Annotated in this window: 15 protein-coding genes; 3 read left to right on the forward strand and 12 right to left on the reverse strand. The window is 59.3% G+C overall.

Annotation, left to right across the window (positions count from 1 at the left end):
• Positions 1 to 67: 67 nt before the first annotated feature.
• Positions 68 to 460 carry a 30S ribosomal protein S9 gene (rpsI, locus tag ACVVH8_RS24640; protein ID WP_003205364.1) on the reverse strand — a complete coding sequence of 131 codons (393 nt, stop codon included), beginning with the start codon at positions 458 to 460 and terminating at the stop codon, positions 68 to 70.
• Between the two features lie 14 nt (positions 461 to 474).
• Positions 475 to 903: a 50S ribosomal protein L13 gene (gene rplM / locus ACVVH8_RS24645; RefSeq protein ID WP_007917032.1), complete on the reverse strand. Its 429-nt coding sequence runs from the start codon at positions 901 to 903 to the stop codon at positions 475 to 477.
• Between the two features lie 245 nt (positions 904 to 1,148).
• On the opposite strand from rplM, the gene ACVVH8_RS24650 reads away from it, so the two are divergent.
• Entirely contained in the window at positions 1,149 to 2,189 is a 1,041-nt protein-coding gene (locus ACVVH8_RS24650) for an NADP(H)-dependent aldo-keto reductase (RefSeq protein WP_315446521.1), read from the forward strand.
• 129 nt (positions 2,190 to 2,318) lie between these two features.
• Here ACVVH8_RS24650 and ACVVH8_RS24655 read toward each other — a convergent pair whose 3' ends face one another.
• The gene (locus ACVVH8_RS24655; RefSeq protein WP_475226834.1) at positions 2,319 to 3,455 is read right to left on the reverse strand and encodes an acyl-CoA dehydrogenase family protein; all 1,137 of its coding nucleotides are present in this window, start codon (positions 3,453 to 3,455) and stop codon (positions 2,319 to 2,321) included.
• A gap of 250 nt (positions 3,456 to 3,705) precedes the next feature.
• On the opposite strand from ACVVH8_RS24655, the gene ACVVH8_RS24660 reads away from it, so the two are divergent.
• Complete coding sequence (locus ACVVH8_RS24660; RefSeq protein WP_169842445.1) at positions 3,706 to 4,602, forward strand: GlxA family transcriptional regulator; 897 nt, start codon at positions 3,706 to 3,708, stop codon at positions 4,600 to 4,602.
• A gap of 194 nt (positions 4,603 to 4,796) precedes the next feature.
• On the opposite strand, the gene zapE is transcribed toward ACVVH8_RS24660, so the two are convergent.
• From zapE to ACVVH8_RS24675, 3 genes are all read right to left on the reverse strand, one after another.
• Positions 4,797 to 5,891 carry a cell division protein ZapE gene (gene zapE / locus ACVVH8_RS24665; protein ID WP_103306230.1) on the reverse strand — a complete coding sequence of 365 codons (1,095 nt, stop codon included), beginning with the start codon at positions 5,889 to 5,891 and terminating at the stop codon, positions 4,797 to 4,799.
• Between the two features lie 90 nt (positions 5,892 to 5,981).
• Positions 5,982 to 7,337, reverse strand: coding sequence for a tryptophan--tRNA ligase (locus ACVVH8_RS24670; RefSeq protein ID WP_103306231.1), 1,356 nt, complete (start codon positions 7,335 to 7,337; stop codon positions 5,982 to 5,984).
• 24 nt (positions 7,338 to 7,361) lie between these two features.
• Positions 7,362 to 7,991 (reverse strand): alpha/beta hydrolase, encoded by a 630-nt coding sequence (locus tag ACVVH8_RS24675; protein WP_475231228.1) that lies wholly within the window; start codon positions 7,989 to 7,991, stop codon positions 7,362 to 7,364.
• A gap of 144 nt (positions 7,992 to 8,135) precedes the next feature.
• Between ACVVH8_RS24675 and ACVVH8_RS24680 the strand changes: the two genes are divergently transcribed.
• Positions 8,136 to 8,570 (forward strand): Z-ring associated ZapG family protein, encoded by a 435-nt coding sequence (locus ACVVH8_RS24680; protein WP_007961596.1) that lies wholly within the window; start codon positions 8,136 to 8,138, stop codon positions 8,568 to 8,570.
• Between the two features lie 254 nt (positions 8,571 to 8,824).
• Here ACVVH8_RS24680 and ACVVH8_RS24685 read toward each other — a convergent pair whose 3' ends face one another.
• The 6 genes from ACVVH8_RS24685 to ACVVH8_RS24710 all read right to left on the reverse strand — a co-directional run bounded on the left by ACVVH8_RS24685 (position 8,825) and on the right by ACVVH8_RS24710 (position 18,590).
• Complete coding sequence (locus ACVVH8_RS24685; protein ID WP_103306232.1) at positions 8,825 to 9,559, reverse strand: YiaD family glycine zipper/OmpA-like lipoprotein; 735 nt, start codon at positions 9,557 to 9,559, stop codon at positions 8,825 to 8,827.
• Between the two features lie 114 nt (positions 9,560 to 9,673).
• The gene (locus ACVVH8_RS24690) at positions 9,674 to 10,318 is read right to left on the reverse strand and encodes an MBL fold metallo-hydrolase (RefSeq protein WP_103306233.1); all 645 of its coding nucleotides are present in this window, start codon (positions 10,316 to 10,318) and stop codon (positions 9,674 to 9,676) included.
• 60 nt (positions 10,319 to 10,378) lie between these two features.
• Positions 10,379 to 13,111 (reverse strand): winged helix-turn-helix domain-containing protein, encoded by a 2,733-nt coding sequence (locus ACVVH8_RS24695; RefSeq protein ID WP_475226837.1) that lies wholly within the window; start codon positions 13,109 to 13,111, stop codon positions 10,379 to 10,381.
• A 176-nt stretch (positions 13,112 to 13,287) separates the two neighbouring features.
• Positions 13,288 to 14,652 carry a DUF1329 domain-containing protein gene (locus tag ACVVH8_RS24700; protein WP_103306235.1) on the reverse strand — a complete coding sequence of 455 codons (1,365 nt, stop codon included), beginning with the start codon at positions 14,650 to 14,652 and terminating at the stop codon, positions 13,288 to 13,290.
• Between the two features lie 27 nt (positions 14,653 to 14,679).
• Positions 14,680 to 16,569 (reverse strand): DUF1302 domain-containing protein, encoded by a 1,890-nt coding sequence (locus tag ACVVH8_RS24705; RefSeq protein ID WP_103306236.1) that lies wholly within the window; start codon positions 16,567 to 16,569, stop codon positions 14,680 to 14,682.
• 338 nt (positions 16,570 to 16,907) lie between these two features.
• Positions 16,908 to 18,590 (reverse strand): fatty acid--CoA ligase, encoded by a 1,683-nt coding sequence (locus ACVVH8_RS24710; protein WP_213026553.1) that lies wholly within the window; start codon positions 18,588 to 18,590, stop codon positions 16,908 to 16,910.
• Between the last annotated feature and the right edge of the window lie 80 nt (positions 18,591 to 18,670).

Genomic DNA, 18,670 nt, shown 5'->3' on the forward strand with positions numbered 1-18,670 from the left:
TCGCAGGCATAAAAAAACGCCCGGTTCCGTGAGGAATCGGGCGTTCTTTTTGAACGTGGAAGCGAAATTAACGCTTCGAGTACTGCGGACGCTTACGCGCTTTACGCAGACCAACTTTCTTACGTTCAACTTCACGGGCGTCGCGAGTAACGAAGCCAGCTTTGCGCAGAGCGCCACGCAGGGTTTCGTCGTAGTCCATCAGAGCGCGAGTGATGCCGTGGCGGATTGCGCCAGCTTGACCACTTACACCACCGCCGATCACGGTGACGTAGATGTCGAACTTCTCGACAGTCTCGGTCAGCTCCAGCGGCTGACGAACTACCATGCGGGCAGTTTCGCGGCCGAAGAAGTTATCCAGCGAACGGTTGTTGATGGAGATGTTACCAGTACCCGGACGCAGGAAAACGCGTGCGGTTGCGGTCTTGCGACGGCCAGTGCCGTAATTTTGAGTCGCCGACATAATGTACTATTCCGTTAAAACTTCAGTTCTTGGGGCTGCTGAGCAGTATGTGGGTGTGCAGCGCCCGCATAGACTTTCAGCTTACGGTACATGTCGCGACCCAGTGGGTTTTTAGGCAGCATGCCTTTAACCGCGGTCTCGATCACGCGCTCAGGGGCTTTGGCGATCAGCTTTTCAAAGTTGATCGACTTGATGCCGCCCGGGAAACCGGAGTGGGAGTAGTACATTTTGTCAGTGGTTTTAGCACCGGTAACACGGATCTGCTCAGCGTTGATTACGACGATGTAGTCGCCGGTGTCAACGTGAGGAGTGTACTCAGGCTTGTGCTTGCCACGCAGACGGCTCGCGATTTCGGTGGCCAGACGACCCAGGGTCTGACCAGCAGCGTCGACGACAAACCAGTCGCGCTTTACTGTTTCCGGTTTAGCAGTAAAAGTTTTCATTCTTTATAGCCTCAGGGGCCGCCCTGTAAATTAGACGGCGGATCTTACTGAATAGTGCGTACTTTGACAAGTCAAAGGCAGCCGGATACAGACGCTTTCGGGGGCTCGGGTCGGCGCGTCCGTTCAACGGCAAGATTCTTCGGCGGCGGCGCATCACTTCCACTGCAGAAAGAGGTCGGCAATTATGCAGATTGCGAAAAATATTTCAACCTGCTTTTATGATTGTTTTGCCCAAGGAGCACCCGATGGACTATCGCCAGCTAGGCCGTACCGACCTGAACGTGAGTGCAATCTGCCTCGGCACCATGACCTGGGGCGAGCAAAACACTGAAGCTGAAGCCTTCGCGCAGATCGAACGGGCCAAAGAGGCCGGGATCAATTTCATCGACACCGCCGAAATGTATCCGGTGCCGCCAAAAGCCGAAACCTACGCCACGACCGAGCGCTACATCGGCAATTACTTCAAAAGTCGTGGCGACCGCGCCGACTGGATCCTCGCCAGCAAGATCGCCGGTCCCGGCAACACCATCGACTACATCCGCGACAAAAACCTGCGCCACAACCGCCAGCACATCACCGCAGCGGTGGATGCCAGCCTCAAGCGTTTGCAGACCGATTACATCGATCTTTATCAATTGCACTGGCCTGAGCGCAGCACCAACTTTTTCGGGCAGTTGGGCTACAAACACAAGATCGAAGCCAACCTCACCCCGCTCGAAGACACCCTCGAAGCACTCGACGAGCAGGTTAAGGCCGGCAAGATCCGCCACATCGGCCTGTCCAACGAAACACCATGGGGCACCATGCGTTTTCTCGCCTTGGCCGAAGCTCGTGGCTGGCCGCGTGCGGTGTCGATCCAGAACCCGTACAACCTGCTAAACCGCAGCTTTGAAGTCGGCCTGGCGGAAGTCGCCATTCGCGAACAGTGCGGGTTGCTCGCCTATTCGCCGCTGGCGTTCGGCTTCCTGTCGGGCAAATACGAAGGTGGCGCGCGTCCACCAAAAGGCCGCCTGAGCCTCTACAGCCGCTTCAGCCGCTATTTCAATGCGCAATCGGAAGCAGCGTGCAGCCGTTACGTGGCACTGGCCCGAGAGCACGGCCTGGATCCAGCGCAAATGGCGTTGGCGTTCGTCACTCAGCAACCGTTCGTCACCAGCAACATCATTGGCGCGACGACGCTTGAGCAACTGGACAGCAACATTGCCAGCTTCGATCTGAAGCTTTCCGATGAAGTGCTGGCGGGGATCGAGGCGATTCACAAGGATCATCCGAATCCTGCACCGTAATCCAGGAAGATGATCGTTCCCACGCTCTGCGTGGGAACGCATACCATGACGCTCCGCGTCACTCCCAAAGCGGACGCAGAGCGTCCATGGCGGCATTCCCACGCAGAGCGTGGGAACGATCACGCTGCATTACAGCGACCGCGCAATGATCTCCTTCATGATTTCATTGGTGCCGGCATAAATCCGCTGCACCCGCGCATCCGCCCACGCCCGGGCTACCGGGTATTCCCACATGAAGCCGTAACCGCCGTGCAACTGCACGCACTCGTCGAGCACCTTGCATTGCAGGTCAGTACCCCAGTATTTCGCCATCGCTGCTGTCGGCACATCCAGCTTGCCTTGCAGGTGCAGTTCCAGACATTTATCGACGAACACTCGACCGATCTGGATTTCAGTTGCCATCTCCGCCAGCTTGAAGCGCGTGTTCTGGAAATCGGCAATGGCCTTGCCGAACGCCTTGCGATCACGGGTGTAATCCAGCGTCCACTGCAACGCCGCTTCCGCCGAAGCCAGACCACCAATCGCCACGGTCAGACGCTCCTGCGGCAGCTCCTGCATCAAATAGGCAAACCCGGCCCCGGCCTGCCCCAACAGGTTTTCCTTCGGCACACGCACGTCCTGGAAGAACAATTCCGACGTGTCTTGAGCCTTCATACCGACCTTCTCCAAGCGCTTGCCCTTCTCGAAGCCCGGCGTATTCGCCTCGACCAGAAACAGACTGGTGCCCTTGGCGCCGGCCTTCGGATCGGTCTTCGCAACGACGATCACCAGATCGGCGAGAAAGCCGTTGGTGATGAAGGTTTTCGAACCGTTGATCACATATTCATCGCCGTCCAGCACGGCGGTGGTCTTCACGCCCTGCAGGTCGGAGCCGGCACCCGGCTCGGTCATGGCAATGGCGGTGACCATTTCGCCCGAGACCAGTTTCGGCAGGTATTTGTGCTTCAGCGTTTCACTGCCGTAATGCAGGATGTACGGTGCAACGATGTCCGAATGAAGCGAGAAACCGATCCCGGTCAGGCCCAATCGACCGACTTCTTCGATCACCACCGCGCTGTAGAGAAAATCCGCCCCCAGCCCACCGTATTCTTCCGGCAGATGCGAGCAGAGCATCCCCGCCTCCCCGGCCTTGTTCCACAGCTTGCGGTCGATATGGCCTTGTTTTTCCCACTGAGCATGGAACGGCACGGCCTCTTTTTCGAGGAAGGTTCGTACGCTGTCGCGGAACAATTCGTGCTCGGAGCTGAACAAGGTTCTGGGGATCATGCGGCACCTTTCTTTCTTGTTGGAGGGTTATGACCTTCAGAGACTAAGCCTCGCCTCCGATACAGGACACTGGACACATCCGACAAAAAATAAGACGATCCAGCCGTCTGGTGACCACTTTCCCTTATAAAAACAAAACAAAAGTTGAATTATGTCTAAGCAAGTCTCCACGCCCTTGCGGCGCGTCAGCATCCTGGCTATCGACCGGGTTTTCGCCTCCACTCTCATGCAAGCCAAGGATTTCTTCCATCTGGCCAGCCTGCGTTACGGCAAACAACTGGGCCACGGCCTGACACCGGCGTTCGAAACCCGCCTCGTCAGCCCTGACGGCAAACCGGTGAACAGTTTCAGTGACGTCGTGATGCCGGTGGACGGCGGCCTGGAAAACGCCGACGTGATTATCCTTCCAGCGTTCTGGGACGATTTCGATACGCTTTGCAGCCGTTATCCACAAGTCCTGCCATGGTTGCGCGAGCAGCATGCGCGCGGCGCGGTGCTGTGCGGCGAAGCCACCGGGGTGTTCTGGCTGGCCGAGGCCGGGCTGCTCAACGGCAAGGAAGCGACCACCTACTGGCGCTTCTTCAATGCCTTCGCCGAGCGCTTCCCGAAGGTTTACCTCAATCAGGACAAACACCTGACGGACGCCGACAACCTGTATTGCGCCGGCGGCACTACTTCGGCGTGTGACCTCTACATCTACCTGATCGAACGTTTCTGCGGGGCCAACGTGGCGCAGGCCGTGGCCCGCGACATCCTCTATGAAGTGCAGCGCAGCTATTCGCCGGGACGTATCGGTTTCGGCGGCCAGAAGCTGCACCAGGATGTGATCATCCTGCAGATCCAGCACTGGCTCGAAGAGCACTTCGCTGACAAGTTCCGCTTCGAAGACGTGGCCCGCGAGCACGGCATGAGCATCCGCAACTTCATGCGCCGCTTCCAGACCGCGACGGGCGACAAGCCGCTGCACTACCTGCAACGTCTGCGCATCGAGACGGCCAAAGGCTTGCTGTCCGGCAGTCGCAAGAGCATCAAGACCATCAGCTATGAAGTCGGTTACGACGATGCGAGCTTCTTTGCGCGGTTGTTCCGCCAGCACACCGAACTGTCGCCGAACCAGTATCGGCAGCAGTTTCAGCAGGCTGCTTAACCCCCCCGAAGCAAATACAAAACCTGTGGGAGCTGGCTTGCCAGCGATAGCGGTTTGTCAGAGACATAAATATCACCTGACACGACGCCATCGCTGGCAAGCCAGCTCCCACAGGGATCGCGGTGCATTCGAGCTGTTCTTCAGCGCATAAAAAAGGCCTGCAATTGCAGGCCTTTTTTATTTGTCGAATCCGCTTAAGGCTTGTGCGCCCGCGACAGGAATTCGTGCGATTGCATCTCCAGCAGACGGCTCAGCGTGCGCTGGAACTCGAAGTTCAAACGTCCGCCGGTGTACAGATCCTTCAGCTCGACTTCAGCAGAAATGATCAGCTTGACGTTACGGTCGTAGAACTCGTCGACCATGTTGATGAAGCGTCGGGCGATGTCGTCGGTGGTGACGCTCATCTGCTCGACACCGCTGAGCAGCACGGCGTGGAAGATTTTTCCCAGTTCGATGTAATCGTTCTGGCTGCGCGGGCCGTCGCACAGTTCGCGGAAGTCGAACCAGGCCACGTCATCGCAGGTACGCAGGGCACGGATTTCGCGGTTTTCGATGATCAACACATCGTTTTCCACGGCCGCAGTGCATTCCGGTGTCAGCGCCTTGAAGCTCTTGCGCAGACTTTCGTGCGCGGCTTCGTCGAGCGGATAGTGGAACAGTTCCGCTTGTTCGAGGTGACGCAGACGGTAGTCGACGCCGCTGTCGACGTTGACGATATCGGTGTTCTGCTTGATCAGCGCGATGGCTGGCAGGAAGCGCGCACGCTGCAGGCCATCCTTGTACAGACCATCCGGAACGATGTTCGAGGTCGCGACCAGGGTCACGCCGTTTTTGAACAGCTCTTCCATCAGCGTGCCGAGGATCATCGCGTCGGTGATGTCGGAAACGAAGAACTCATCGAAGCAGATGACCCGCGACTCAGTCGCAAAACGCTTGGCGATGATGGTCAGCGGGTTTTTCTCGCCGCCGAGGGTTTTCATCTCTTCGTGCACACGCTTCATGAAGCGGTGGAAGTGGGTGCGGGTCTTTTCCTTGAACGGCAGCGCTTCGAAGAAGGTGTCGACCAGGTAAGTTTTGCCGCGACCCACGCCGCCCCAGAAATACAGGCCCTTGACCGGGGTCTGATCCTTTTTGCCAAACAGTTTGCTCAGCAGGCCCGGCTTGTTCTGATCGGCGGCGATCAGATCCTCGTACAGGCGCTGCAAATGACGCACAGCAGTTTCCTGCGCGGCATCATGGAAGAAGTCCGGGCGTTTCAGATCAGCTTGGTATCGTTCTAGGGGCGTCATAATTCGTTAGCAAGGCAACAAAAACGGGCCGTCACTGTAGCGACGGCCCGTGGGAATGGCAATCAGCCCTTGGTCGGGCCGGCCCGTTGATTATTCCTGAACCGGTGTCAGAGCGATCCGCAAGGCCTCGACGGCCGCATCCCGCGCAGCAACATCGGCGAACGCCGGGCTGTCGCCGACGCACTCGCCTTCCAGCCACACGCTGAAGCTCAGGTCTTCGCTGCGCACGTCCAAAGGCTGGCCGGATTGCAGTTGCTTGGTCACCTGACCGGCGGTTTTGCCGTCGGCGAAGTTGCGCGACAGCAGCAGTTGTTCGCCATCGGCCGCCAGCAGACGGAAACGGAAGCTGCCGTCGTCTTCACGGAAGCTGACGAAGCGTGCGGCTTTCGCGGCTTTCTTCTTGGTGGTCGCGGCGACCTGCACCTGATTGACGAAGGAGCGCAGGCCAACGGCTTCGCGCAGTTCGTTGAGGAACGGCGTCGCCACGGCACGGGCCTTTTTCGCGCCAATCTGCAGGATGTCTTCCAGATCAGCCGGACGCTCGATCAACTGGTGATACTTGTCGCGAGCCTCGCCGAGTTGGTTGTCGAGCAACTGGAACAGACGGTTCTTCGCCTCGCCCCAACCCAGACCGCCCAACAGTTCGCTGCGGAATTCGTCGGATTGCGCCGGCGTGGCGAAGGCCTGGAACAGAGTGAACAGGTGCGAGTTGTCCGGATCCTTGGCTTCGCCTGGAGCTTTGGAGTCGGTGACTATCCGCGAAATCGCGTCCTTCATTTCTTTGGCGCTGGAGAACAACGGGATGGTGTTGTCGTAGCTCTTCGACATCTTGCGACCGTCGAGGCCCGGCAATGTCGCCACGCTTTCTTCGATCAGCGCTTCGGGCATGGTGAAGAATTCTTTGCCCTGACCAAACAAGTGGTTGAAGCGCTGGCCGATATCACGGGCCATTTCCACGTGCTGGATCTGGTCGCGACCGACCGGCACCTTGTGCGCGTTGAACATCAGAATGTCCGCCGCCATCAGCACCGGATAGCTGTAGAGGCCCATGGTGATGCCGGCATCCGGGTCTTCGCCGGTCTCGACATTCTTGTCCACCGAAGCCTTGTAGGCATGGGCGCGGTTGAGCAGGCCCTTGGCGGCGACGCAGGTCAGCAGCCAGGTCAGTTCAGGGATTTCCGGAATGTCGGACTGACGGTAGAAGGTCACGCGATCGACGTCGAGGCCACCGGCCAGCCAGGTCGCGGCGATTTCCAGACGCGAGCGCTGAATGCGCAGCGGGTCATCGCATTTGATCAGGGCGTGGTAGTCGGCCAGGAAGTAGAACGAATCGGCATTGCTGTCGCGGCTGGCGAGAATCGCCGGGCGGATGGCGCCGGCGTAGTTGCCCAGGTGCGGCGTGCCGGTGGTGGTGATGCCGGTGAGGATGCGGGTACGGTTCGTCATGGGTAATCGCTTGTCAGACTGCAATCAATTCGAAAGACGCGGCAGGATCAGATCCTTGAGATCGGTCAGCTTGCCATGAAAAAAGTGTCCGCATTCTGCCACTTTCAGCAGCTCATGGGGGCGCAGGAGTTGTTCCGACCAGTCGTAAACCAGTTGCGGATCGATGACTTCGTCGGTTTCTGGCTGGATCACGGTGAGTTCGCCGTGTTGTGGCAGTGGATCCTGTTCGCCAAGACGCATCACCGCCGGGGCAACCATGAACAGGTGCTTGAGCGGCACGCCTTGCGCTTCGAGGCGCCCGCCGAGACTTGCTGCAACAAATCCGCCGAAGGAAAAACCGAACAGGGTCAGCGGCAGATCCGGGTGTTTTTCCCGCAGCCATGCGGCGGCAGCCTGGGCGTCATCGATTTCGCCGGTGCCCATGTCGTGCGTCCCTTCGCTGGCGCCGACGCCGCGATAGTTGAAGCGCAAGGTGATCAGACCCGCGTCGCGCGCGGTGCGCTGCAGGGTCGAGACGACCTTGTTGAGCATGGTGCCGCCCTGCACCGGGTTCGGATGGCAGATCAGCGCAATGCCTCGCGGCTGCTCGTTATCCAGGTACAGGGACTCAAGTTGACCCACCGGGCCGTCAATCACTACAGGGGTTTCACGCATCAGCAAGGAAGGAACTCCGTGACCTCGAATCGGGTCGACTCGTCTAGCAAATTGTCTGTGCCAATCTATTGCGAGTGAATCGCGGTATACAGCGCAGGTTCGAGCCGTTAACGTAAAGCAAAGCCGTTTATAGAGGAAGGACTCGTGGAACACTCGCTCTTAGTTTGGTTGTTACCGACTCTTGCCCTGGTTGTGGGTGTCGCCATTGGATTCCTGATCGCGCGCGTTGCACCAAACGCCGCGCCGAGCCGTACGCAGCGTCAACTGGATGATATCCAGGAGCGTTTCGACAGTTATCAAAACGAGGTGGTCACCCACTTCAACAGCACCGCGATGCTGGTCAAGAAACTGACCCAGAGCTATCAGGAAGTGCAGGATCACCTCGCCGAGGGCGCCAATCGTCTGGCCCTGGACGAGCAAACCCGCCAACGCCTGATCGCTGCCTTGCACGCCGACGCGGCGCAGGCACCACGCGAACGCCTGACGCCACCGCGCGATCAGGAACCACCGCGTGATTACGCACCGAAAGCCCCGAACTCGCCAGGCATGCTCGATGAGCATTATGGTTTGAAGAAGTAATCAGTCTTCGCACCAAAGAAAAAGCCCCCGGACAATGTTGTTGTCCGGGGGCTTTTTTGTATCCGCCGATTTGTATCGCCAGTGATGGCCTCATCGCGGGCAAGCCCGCTCCCACAGGGTGATGTGTGGAACACAGGTTTTGTGTACACCACCAATACCTGTGGGAGCGGGCTTGCCCGCGATGAGGCCATAACAGGCCAGACAAAAAAAATGCCCGATCACAGGACCGGGCATTTCTTCATTCAGGCAATCGCTTACGGATACTGCTGAACGGTGCCCGGCTGTTGCTGCTGGCCACCATACTGCTGGCCAGGAATCGCTTTCAGGTTGACTTCAACCCGACGGTTCTGCGCACGGCCATTGACGTCGCCGTTGCTGGCAATCGGATTATCCGGACCGGCACCACGGGCCGACAGATTGGCACCGCTGACGCCTTGCGAGGTCAGGTAGGTTGCCACGCTCTGCGCACGACGCTGGGACAAATCCATGTTGTGCTGGCGGCTGCCGGTGCTGTCGGTGTAGCCGACGATTTCGATCTGGTTCTGGTTGAACTCTTTCAGCGAGTTGGCCAGATTGTTCAGCGGCTGATAGAAGCTCGACGCGATGTTCGCCGAATCGGTAGCGAACGTGATGTTGCCCGGCATGATCAGCTTGATCTGATCGCCCTGACGCTGCACTTCAACTCCGGTGTTGGCCATGCTCGCACGCAGCTTGGCTTCCTGCTTGTCAGCGTAGTAACCGTAACCGGCTGCCGAAGCACCCACCACGGCCGCACCGATCAAGGCGCCCTTGCCACGGTTGTTATGGTCGATGGCAGCACCCGCCAGGGCACCAGCCAGCGCACCCAGGCCACCGTACTTGGCGGTTTTGCTCATGCCTTGGGAGCCACCGTCGGCCTGGCCCTGATTGTCATACGGGTTGGGCGAGGCGCAGCCGGACAGCAAGGCCACGGCAGTAGCGACAATAATCAAACGACGCTTGGTGAACATTGAGAGCTCCTACTTTTGCATTCTGTGGTGCAGCGGCCGTTTGGCAATGGACCTCTGCGGGCGTTTGATCATGACAATGCACAAAAATTCCGCCGCACACTCGTGACAAAATATTTAGGCCCGCACAAACGGGTTTTCGCGCATCTCATCGCCCAGACGCGTGTCCGGACCATGCCCGGCAACGACGATTGCGTCTTCGTCCAGGGTGTACAGCCGCTGCTTGATCGAACGCACGATGGTCGCCTGATCGCCGCCCCACAAATCCGTGCGCCCTACGCCGCGACGAAACAGCGTGTCGCCGGCAATCAACAGCTTAGCCTCGGAAAACCAAAAGCTCATGGAACCTGGCGTATGACCCGGCGTATGCAGCGCCACGCCGCAGCCACAGGCCAGTTCTTCGTCATCGCTGAGCCAGCGATCCGGCGACGGCACCGGGGTATAGGGCACACCGAACATCTGGCACTGCATCTCAAGGTTGTCCCACAAAAACTGGTCATCCTTGTGCAAATGCAGGGTCGCGCCGGTTTTCTCTTTCATCTGGCCAGAGGCGAGAAAATGATCGAGATGCGCGTGGGTGTGGATGATGCTGACCACTTTCAGACCCAGCGCGTCGAGGCGCGCCATAATCAGGTCCGGATTGCCGCCCGGGTCAACGACGATGGCCTTTTTGGTGATCGGGTCACCGATGATGGTGCAGTTGCACTGTAGCGGGCCGACGGGGAAGGTTTCGCGGATAAGTGCTGGGCCTGGAACGGTCATGGGGAATCCTGAGCATTGTTCAACAACGTCGAAAACGGAAGATTCCGGATTTTACCGCCGCTAGACCATTAACCCCAATTCTTTGGCCCGCGCCACTGCTTGCGTCCGCCGCTCAACCCCCAATTTACTGTTGATATGGCTAGCGTGGGTTTTCACGGTATGCAGCGAAATGAACAACTGCTCGCTGATTTCCTGATTCGAACAACCCTGCGCGATCAGACGTAACACTGCCAGCTCCCGACTGCTGAGTTGTTCGGTGGTCGCTGACTCGGCGGCTGGACGGGGTGTGGCAGGTGGAAAGTGTTCGAGCAACTGCTGCACCGCCAGCGCTGGTGAAGCCTGTAAATGTCCGCGTAACCAGTCGGCATGTCTTTTCACCAAAGCATCGAACGGTTGCAGCACACCCCCAGCCGCGGCTTCCAGCGCCTGGCCCAACGCCTTGCGCGCTTCCGGCTCGCGCCCACCTGCCAGCAGCAACGCAACCTTTTGGGTCAACGCCATCACACTGAGCAACTGTCGCCCGGTTTGCTGACCGTTCTCATGCAACACGTTCAGCCGCCCTTCGGCGAGCATCGGTTGCCCCTGGATCATATCGAGCAATGCCTGTTGCAACTCAACGTGCAATGGCAGCTGTGGATGAAATTCCGGTGGTGCGGCGGCGCGTTCGCCGGTGTACGTCTGGCCCAGCCGCGCCAGCCAGGCTTCGGCCAGATCGGTGCGCCCCTGCGCCAGCCACAGCTCGCATTTGACCAGCGTGATCATCGCCAGATAGTAGATCGGCGGCACGTCCCAGATGTGCATCAGCCGTTCGGCTTCGGCGAGTTCGGCGAAGGCTTTGGCGAATTCGCCGGTGGCGCCGTCCAGGCGGGCGATCACGCAGTGACCGATCAACACGCTGATATCGCGGCAGGCCCGCGCTTCGCCTATCCCGGCCAGCAGACGCACGCGGGCGGCTTGCGGCTGCAAGCGCATCGCCAGCAGAAAACCTTCATACAACGTCAGCCGTGCGCGCACCGCGTATAACCGTTGTGGGGACAATCCGCGCAGGCGTTCCAGTCCTTGATGGACTTCATCCAGCGCGCGGAGGATTTCGCCGCGTGCCTGCAAGACGCGGGCACGGTCGTAATGCGCCAACGCCTCGAACAACGGGTTACCAACGCGTTGCGCCAGCTCAAGGGATTCGCGGTTCAGACCACGAGCGCGCCACAGATCACCGTCGGCAATCGCCAGATTGGACAGCGTCGACAAACACATCAGCCGTTGACCGTAGCGTTTGGCCGGAAGGCTCTCCAGGGCTTCGCTGCAATACCTGAGGGTCAATTCACGATGGCCGCGACCACGAGCGATGATCCCGCTCAGCGCCAGCCATTGCGCCAGCATCGACCTTTGTGCCGTGGCGGACGGCGCCGGAAGGAAACGGCTCAAGTGGCTGGAGAGTTCTTCGGCCGCATCGAGCTGGCAGGCCAGCCCCAGTGCCCAGCTGTAGAGGACGATCAGCCGCGGCGTGCTGATCAGCAGGCTGTCGGGCAAGTCCATTTTCCAGCGCAGCAGCATGCCGACGTTCTGCTCGGCGAGCAGTTGCTCCTCGGAGAGGTTCTGTACCAGATTCGCTGCCACGTCGAGGTGGCCGGCACGCAAGGCCTGCTCCACCGCTTCGTCGAGCAAACCTTGAGCGTTGAACCAGCGACAGGCGCGCAAATGCAGGGTCGCGGTGGGCACCATCGCTTGAGCAATCGGCCGACTGCGCAACAAATCAGAAAACAGATGGTGATAACGATACCAGTGCCCATGTTCATCCAGCGGCACCAGAAAGACCTGATGCGCAAGCAGGAAACGCAGGATCTCGGCGCTGTCGTGGGCCTCGCGAACGGCGTCGCACAACTCGCTGCAAAAGCGCTCCTGCGGGGCAGTGTCGTAGAGAAACGCCTGGACTTCGGCGGGCAGGCAATCGATGACTTCTTCCAGGAGATAGTCGCGGATCAACCCTTCCCCGCCGTTCAGCGCTTGCGGTAACGCAGCATCGCTGCCGGCCTCGGACACCGCAAGCAGCCAGAAACGCAAACCGGCGACCCAGCCTTCGCTGCGCTGGATAAGGTTTTCCAGGGCCTCGCCGCGCAGTGATGTGCTGTGGCGATCGAGCAGGGTCAAGGCTTCGTCATGGGTCAGGCGCAGATCCGCCTCGTGCAACTCCAGCAACTGCCGCGACAGCCGCAGGCGCGCCAGATGCCAGTCCGGACGCTGCCGACTGGTGACCATGACCAGCAAGCCATCGGGCAAATGATTGAGGAAAAATTGCAGGCAACGGTCGAGCACAGGCCCTTGGGCGAGATGGTAATCGTCGAGAACCAGCAACAGCGGCGTGGCCGGATCGAGGTGCAGCGTCAGCTCATCGAGCAAACCGTCGAGCCATTCTTCGAAGGCAAACGGCTGGTGGCGCTGCCGCATTTTCAGCAGGCCCAGTGCGCGGCTGCCCAGTTGCGGAAAGTAGTCTTGCAAGCCTTCGAGCAGGCGTTCGAGAAACCGCCCGGGGTCGCTGTCGCGCGGGCTCAGCCCCAGCCAGAGGCTCTGCCAGTGCGCCGGCAGACCTTGGCAGAACTCCACCGCCAGCGAGCTCTTGCCAAACCCGGCGGGGGCGCTGACCAGCAACAGGCGCCCACCGAGCCCGGCCTGCAGGCGCTCGCAAAGGCGTGGTCGCAAGACGTAGCCGTCGGGCAGCGGCGGGCGAAAAAAACGCCCGTCCAATGCCGCGACGGCAACGCTTGCGGGACCCGGAAGTGGGGACAGATCAGTCATGGCCGGCTCTTGTTCGAATTGCTGTTGGCGGCGTTGCAGATGTCCGCAGACTAGCCTTAAACGAACCGGTTATGAAGGTTGCTGCTACAAATGGCTACAAAAAGACTACAGGCAAAAAAACGCCCCGAACCAGTCGGGGCGTTTTCACGAGGATGCGGCCTCGCGTTTACAGCGGTTTAGCGAACACCATCCTGACGCAGTGCAGCCGGGGTGAAGTCGCTGGTGGTGGCGGTGAAGCCGAAGTCATACGCCTGCTTCTCTTCGTTCTTCATGCCCAGTGCCAGGTAGCGGCCGGACTGCAGGTCGTAGAGGGTTTCCAGGGCATACCACGGCACTTGCTTGTCGTAGTAGTTCTCGGCATGCGCCTCGGCCACACGCCACAGTTGACCACGACCGTCGTAGTGGTCGATCACCGCAGCTTGCCAGGTGTCTTCGTCGATGTAGAAGTCACGTTTGGCGTAGATGTGGCGCTGACCTTCTTTCAGGGTTGCAACCACGTGCCAGACGCGGCGCAGCTCGTAACGCGCCAGATCCTGATTGATGTGGCCGGCCTTGATGATGTCGGTGTACTTGAGCTTCGGATCGTCGAGCTTGTAGCTGTCGGAGGCGATGTACATCTCTTTCTTGCCTTCGAGCTTCCAGTCGTAGCGATCCGGCGCACCGTTGTACATATCGAGGTTGTCGGAGGTACGCAGACCGTCCGCCGCAGTACCCGGACCGTCATAGGACACTTGTGGCGCCCGGCGCACACGACGCTGACCGGCGTTGTAGACCCACGCCGAACGTGGCTCCTTCACTTGGTCGAGGGTTTCGTGCACCAGCAACACACCACCGGCCAGACGTGCCGGCGCCGTCACTTTCTGCTTGAAGTAGAACAGGATGTTGCCCGGGTTTTTCGGGTCGTAGTCCTTCATCTTGTCGCGGAACACGAACTGGTCCTGGAAGTACACCAGACTGAACGAGCCGTTCGGCTGCGGCGTCGCCTGGGTCACCAGACGGGTCACGCTGCCGCCGCGATAGCGGGTGATGTGGTTCCAGATGACTTCCACACCGCTTTTCGGAATCGGGAACGGTACAGCGGTTTCAAAGTTTTCCAGACCGTTGCCACCGGACACCAGATTGGTGGTGGTGGCGTTTTTCTTGATCGAGGCGAACACTTCATCCGGCACGGTGGCGCCGCGATGCGACGGATACACTGGCATCTTGAAGGTGTCCGGGTAACGCTTGAACATCGCGTACTGGCCCGGCGCAAGCTTGTCCTTATATTTGTCGGCGTCCTTCGCAGTGATGGTGAACAGCGGTTGCTCACTGGCGTACGGGTTGGACAGGAAACCTTTGCTGTCGACGCTGCCCGCATTCTTCGGCAGCGGCTTCCAGGCCGGGATCGAACCGTCGGCATTGCCGGCCATTTCGGCGCCCATCGGGGTCAGGCTCTTGCCCAGTTTGTCGGCTTCGGCAGCAGGCACTGCGGCCATGACACCGGTCGCCAGCAGCGACAGGCCCAGAACACCGGCGTGGAACAGACTCTTTGTTATTTTCATAAATTCGTTCGTCCTGAAATGCAGTGCTTAGAAGTTCACGCCGAAGCTGAGCGCAACGAAGTCGCGATCATCCACGGTGGTGTACTTGCCGTCGAAGAAGTTGGTGTAAGCCAGGCTCGCGGTATAGGTGTTCTGGTACTCGGCATCAACGCCGAGGCTGACAGCCTTGCGCCCTTCCTCGAAGTTGCCGCCAGGGCCTGGCGAGTAACCGCTGACGTCGTGGGACCAGGCCACGTTCGGCTTGAGGTTCACACCCGCAAACACGTCGTTGTATTCCCAGATCGCCCGACCGCGGTAGCCCCAGGACATCGACGTGGTGAAACCGTCATTGTCGCAATTGCGGCTGCGGTTGTTTTGCGGCGAGCCAGGCCCGGCGCCATTGATGGTGCTGGCGTTGAGAATATTGGCGCAGGTATTGACGCCGCCAGTGGCCGGCAACTCACCCGGGCCATATACCGGATCGCGGCCATAACGTTTGTCGGAACGGCTTTCCAGGCCGCCGACGTAGGTCGCGCCGACTTCACCAACAAGGGTCAGACGGCTGGCGCCCATGACCTGATCGAAGAAATGCGTGAACGTTGTCTGCAGCTGGGTGATTTCCTTGCGCTCGTAACCGTGCAGATCCTGACCCGGCACGCCATTGAGTATCGAAGCGTTGGTCAGTGCGCCGCCGATCGGACGCACACCGGCGAACAGGATATCGGTGGAGTTCAGTTGCACCGGTGCGTTCGGACGGTAGCTGATCTCGCCGCTCCACGCCGTACCGGTAGGCAGGGTAGTGGAGAAGCTCAGGCCGTAGAGACGAATGTCTTCAGGATATTCAATGAAGTAATTCGAGTTGCCCGCGACCAGCAGTGGTGCGAGTGCCGCAAAAGGCCCCGGCAGCGCGCGCGCCGTGTTGTAGACCGATTGTGGCGCACCGGTGGCGCTGAAGATCGGCGCACGGCTGTGGTAGTTCATGAAGTAGGCGCCGAACTCGGTGTCCAGCGGTTCATACATGTACTTGAAGGAGGCGCCCCACTGCCCGCTGTCACGGGCATCGCGATCCGGGCCACGACGTACCAGCACGCCTTCCTCGTTGACGTTGACGCCGTTGGCGCCCAACGGCCCCAAGGCAATGGCCGGGATTTGCGAACGCTTGTTCAGCACGCGCAGGTTGTCGTTGCAACCGTCGGCAACGATGTCCGGCTGCGAGAAGAACGTGCCGCAGTTATCGACAACGGTCTGGTCCCATTCCAGCTGATAGAACGCTTCGGCCGAAAGGTTTTCGGTCAGGCTCTGGGACACGTAGAACATGTTGACCGGAATCAGGCCTTCCTTGATCTCGGCACCTGGACGGCGGAACGCCGACACATCGATCGGGTTGATCGAGTTGATGCCGCCACCGATGAAGGTACTTTCACCCCAGCTCACCACCTGCTTGCCCAGACGCACGGAGCCTGGCTGATCGGCGATCGAGTAGTTGTGGTAGACGAAGGCGTCGAGGATCTGCCCGCCGGACGACTTGGCGCCCTCTTTGCGGCCCGAATCGCTGATGTCCTTGAACTCGCGGCTTTCGTCCTTGAGTTCGAAGTCGTACCAGTATTTGCCACGGACGAACACGCCGGTGTCGCCGTATTTCAATTCAAGGTCATGGATGCCCTTGAAGATCTTCGAAAAGGTTTCGCCGCTCTTGAAGTTGGCGTGGCCGTCGTCGGAAGTCTGCGACAGACCGTGACCACCATTGTTGACGCCGATGAGGTTCTTGTTCGGGCTCTGGGTAGACCAACTGGCGCCGATCGACAGGGATGAATCGAACTGACCTTCGATTTCACCGACGTTGAAACTGACGCCGAATGCGGGCCCGGCGAGCGAAGAAGCAAGACTGACCGCCAGAGGCAGTTTCGCCCGGCGCCAGAACTGGTTTACTGAGGTCATCGACGCTACTCCATGTGCATTATTTTTATGGCAGTGAGTACTTTTAAAAACGTTGTGGGTGACCGGGTGCCAGCGGCGACCCGAAATCACTCCAAAGATGCATCGCCCCGATGTGTGCGTGTGCCCCGTTCTTAAAAATCCTTGAGCGGACTATAGCCAGCAGGTGGTACTGCTTGATCCCTCTAAAGTGTGATTTGCAGCTGCCAGCCACTCTGGAACAGTCCTTTCGCCAGTCCGACAGATGTCGGCACGGCAAGGATGGCTGAATTTTTCGATTTCACAAGCCAAGCGCTTGCTTGGTGGGTCTGGCGCGCCGTTTTCGGCGCCCCAGCAGACACTCAAAGTGTCGAAAGGAAGGTGCTGTTGTTGGTCTGCCATTCCGTGATGTCGAGGCGGATGCGCTTCTTGTCGAGCTTGCCGACGCTGGTCTTGGGAATTTCGGTAACAAGGGCGATCTGACTTGGAATCGCCCACTTGCTCAAGTGCCCTAACTCCACGAACGGCTTGAGGTGTTCCTTGAGCTCGCGCGCCCCGATTTCATGACCTTCACGAATCACCAGCAGGGCAAACGGACGCTCGCCCCACTGTGGATCGGCGATGCCCACCACTGCTACTTCGCGTACCGCGACATGACGACTGATCAGGTCTTCGAGGTCCAGCGAAGAGATCCACTCGCCGCCGGTCTTGATCACGTCCTTGATGCGGTCGCGGATGTCGATCACGCCCATGCTGTCGAGCGTCGCCACATCACCGGTATGCAGCCAGCCACCGGCCCAGAGTTCGGCGCCCTTCTGCGGTTCGTTGAAATAGCCTTCGGTCAGCCATGGTGCGCGCAGCACCAGTTCGCCCTGGGTTTCGCCATCGGCCGGGAGGAAGTTGCCCTCGGCGTCGACGATTGCTGCCTCAACCAACGGCCCCGGCACACCGGCCTTGATCCGGTAGGTGGTGCGCTCGTCTTCAGTGCCGGCCATCAGCTCATCATTGAGATGCGCACAGGAAACCAGCGGACCGGTCTCGGACATGCCGTACGCAGCGGTGAGCTGAATACCGCGCGCCTTGGCGGTTTCATACAAGGTGCGATTGAGCGCACTGCCGCCAATGACGATTTTCCAGCCACCAAAATCGGTGCCCTGCGCGCCTTTGGCATTCAGCAACATTTGCAGGATGGTCGGCACGCAGTGGGAGAACGTGACCTTCTCCTTGCGCCACAGCTCGACCAGAAACTCCGGATCGTAACGCCCCGGATAAACCTGTTTGAGTCCAAGCATGGTCGCCACGTAAGGCAGGCCCCAGGCGTGAACGTGGAACATCGGGGTGATCGGCATGTACACGTCGTTGGTGCCGAGCAGACGCACGCTGTCGATCGAGCCCATGATGGTCGACACGCCCATGGTGTGCAGCACCAGTTGTCGATGGGTGAAATACACGCCTTTCGGGTTGCCGGTGGTGCCTGTGGTGTAGAACGTGGTGGCGACCGAATTTTCGTCGAAATCCTGGAAGTCGTATTGCGGGCTGGCGGCTGCCAACAGTTGCTCATACTCGCCAACCAGGTTCGGCAGCTCGGCGGTTTTTTCCGGCAGATCGGTCAGCAGCAGGGTTTTCTTCACTGTGGTCAGGTGCGGCGCGATCGCTTGATACAGGCCGACGAACTCGCTGTTGACCAGCACAAAGCGGTCCTCGGCGTGGTTCATGGTGTAGAGGATCTGCTCCGGCGACAGGCGCACGTTGATGGTGTGGATCACCGCGCCGATCATCGGAATGGCAAACATGCATTCCAGGTAACGATGGCTGTCCCAGTCCATCACCGCCACGGTATCACCGGCCTTCACACCAGCCGCCGTCAACACGTTGGCCAGCCTCGCGACACGCTCGATCAGGGTCGGATAGCTGTAGCGCAACTGGTCACGGTAGATGATCTCGCGAGTTTTCTCGTAGCGGGCGCCGGACATCAGCAGCCGTTTAATCAGCAATGGATACTGGTAGGCCCCATCGGCCGGGGGAATGACGCGAGTCTGCAACATAAGAATCCCTTTTCTGACTGCACGGTGTTGGCGTAGAGATTTGTACTCTAGAACCCTTATACGCCAGCCAAATCAGCCGA

Source organism: Pseudomonas trutticola BRTCR10 (genome assembly GCF_056155105.1).

Excerpts from the sequence above, each read along its gene's own strand:
- rpsI (WP_003205364.1), bottom strand. The coding sequence starts at position 460 with ATGTCGGCGACTCAAAATTACGGCACTGGCCGTCGCAAGACCGCAACC.
- rplM (WP_007917032.1), bottom strand. The coding sequence starts at position 903 with ATGAAAACTTTTACTGCTAAACCGGAAACAGTAAAGCGCGACTGGTTT.
- ACVVH8_RS24650 (WP_315446521.1), top strand. The coding sequence starts at position 1,149 with ATGGACTATCGCCAGCTAGGCCGTACCGACCTGAACGTGAGTGCAATC.
- ACVVH8_RS24655 (WP_475226834.1), bottom strand. The coding sequence starts at position 3,455 with ATGATCCCCAGAACCTTGTTCAGCTCCGAGCACGAATTGTTCCGCGAC.
- zapE (WP_103306230.1), bottom strand. The coding sequence starts at position 5,891 with ATGACGCCCCTAGAACGATACCAAGCTGATCTGAAACGCCCGGACTTC.
- ACVVH8_RS24670 (WP_103306231.1), bottom strand. The coding sequence starts at position 7,337 with ATGACGAACCGTACCCGCATCCTCACCGGCATCACCACCACCGGCACG.
- ACVVH8_RS24675 (WP_475231228.1), bottom strand. The coding sequence starts at position 7,991 with ATGCGTGAAACCCCTGTAGTGATTGACGGCCCGGTGGGTCAACTTGAG.
- ACVVH8_RS24685 (WP_103306232.1), bottom strand. The coding sequence starts at position 9,559 with ATGTTCACCAAGCGTCGTTTGATTATTGTCGCTACTGCCGTGGCCTTG.
- ACVVH8_RS24690 (WP_103306233.1), bottom strand. The coding sequence starts at position 10,318 with ATGACCGTTCCAGGCCCAGCACTTATCCGCGAAACCTTCCCCGTCGGC.
- ACVVH8_RS24695 (WP_475226837.1), bottom strand. The coding sequence starts at position 13,111 with ATGACTGATCTGTCCCCACTTCCGGGTCCCGCAAGCGTTGCCGTCGCG.
- ACVVH8_RS24700 (WP_103306235.1), bottom strand. The coding sequence starts at position 14,652 with ATGAAAATAACAAAGAGTCTGTTCCACGCCGGTGTTCTGGGCCTGTCG.
- ACVVH8_RS24705 (WP_103306236.1), bottom strand. The coding sequence starts at position 16,569 with ATGACCTCAGTAAACCAGTTCTGGCGCCGGGCGAAACTGCCTCTGGCG.
- ACVVH8_RS24710 (WP_213026553.1), bottom strand. The coding sequence starts at position 18,590 with ATGTTGCAGACTCGCGTCATTCCCCCGGCCGATGGGGCCTACCAGTAT.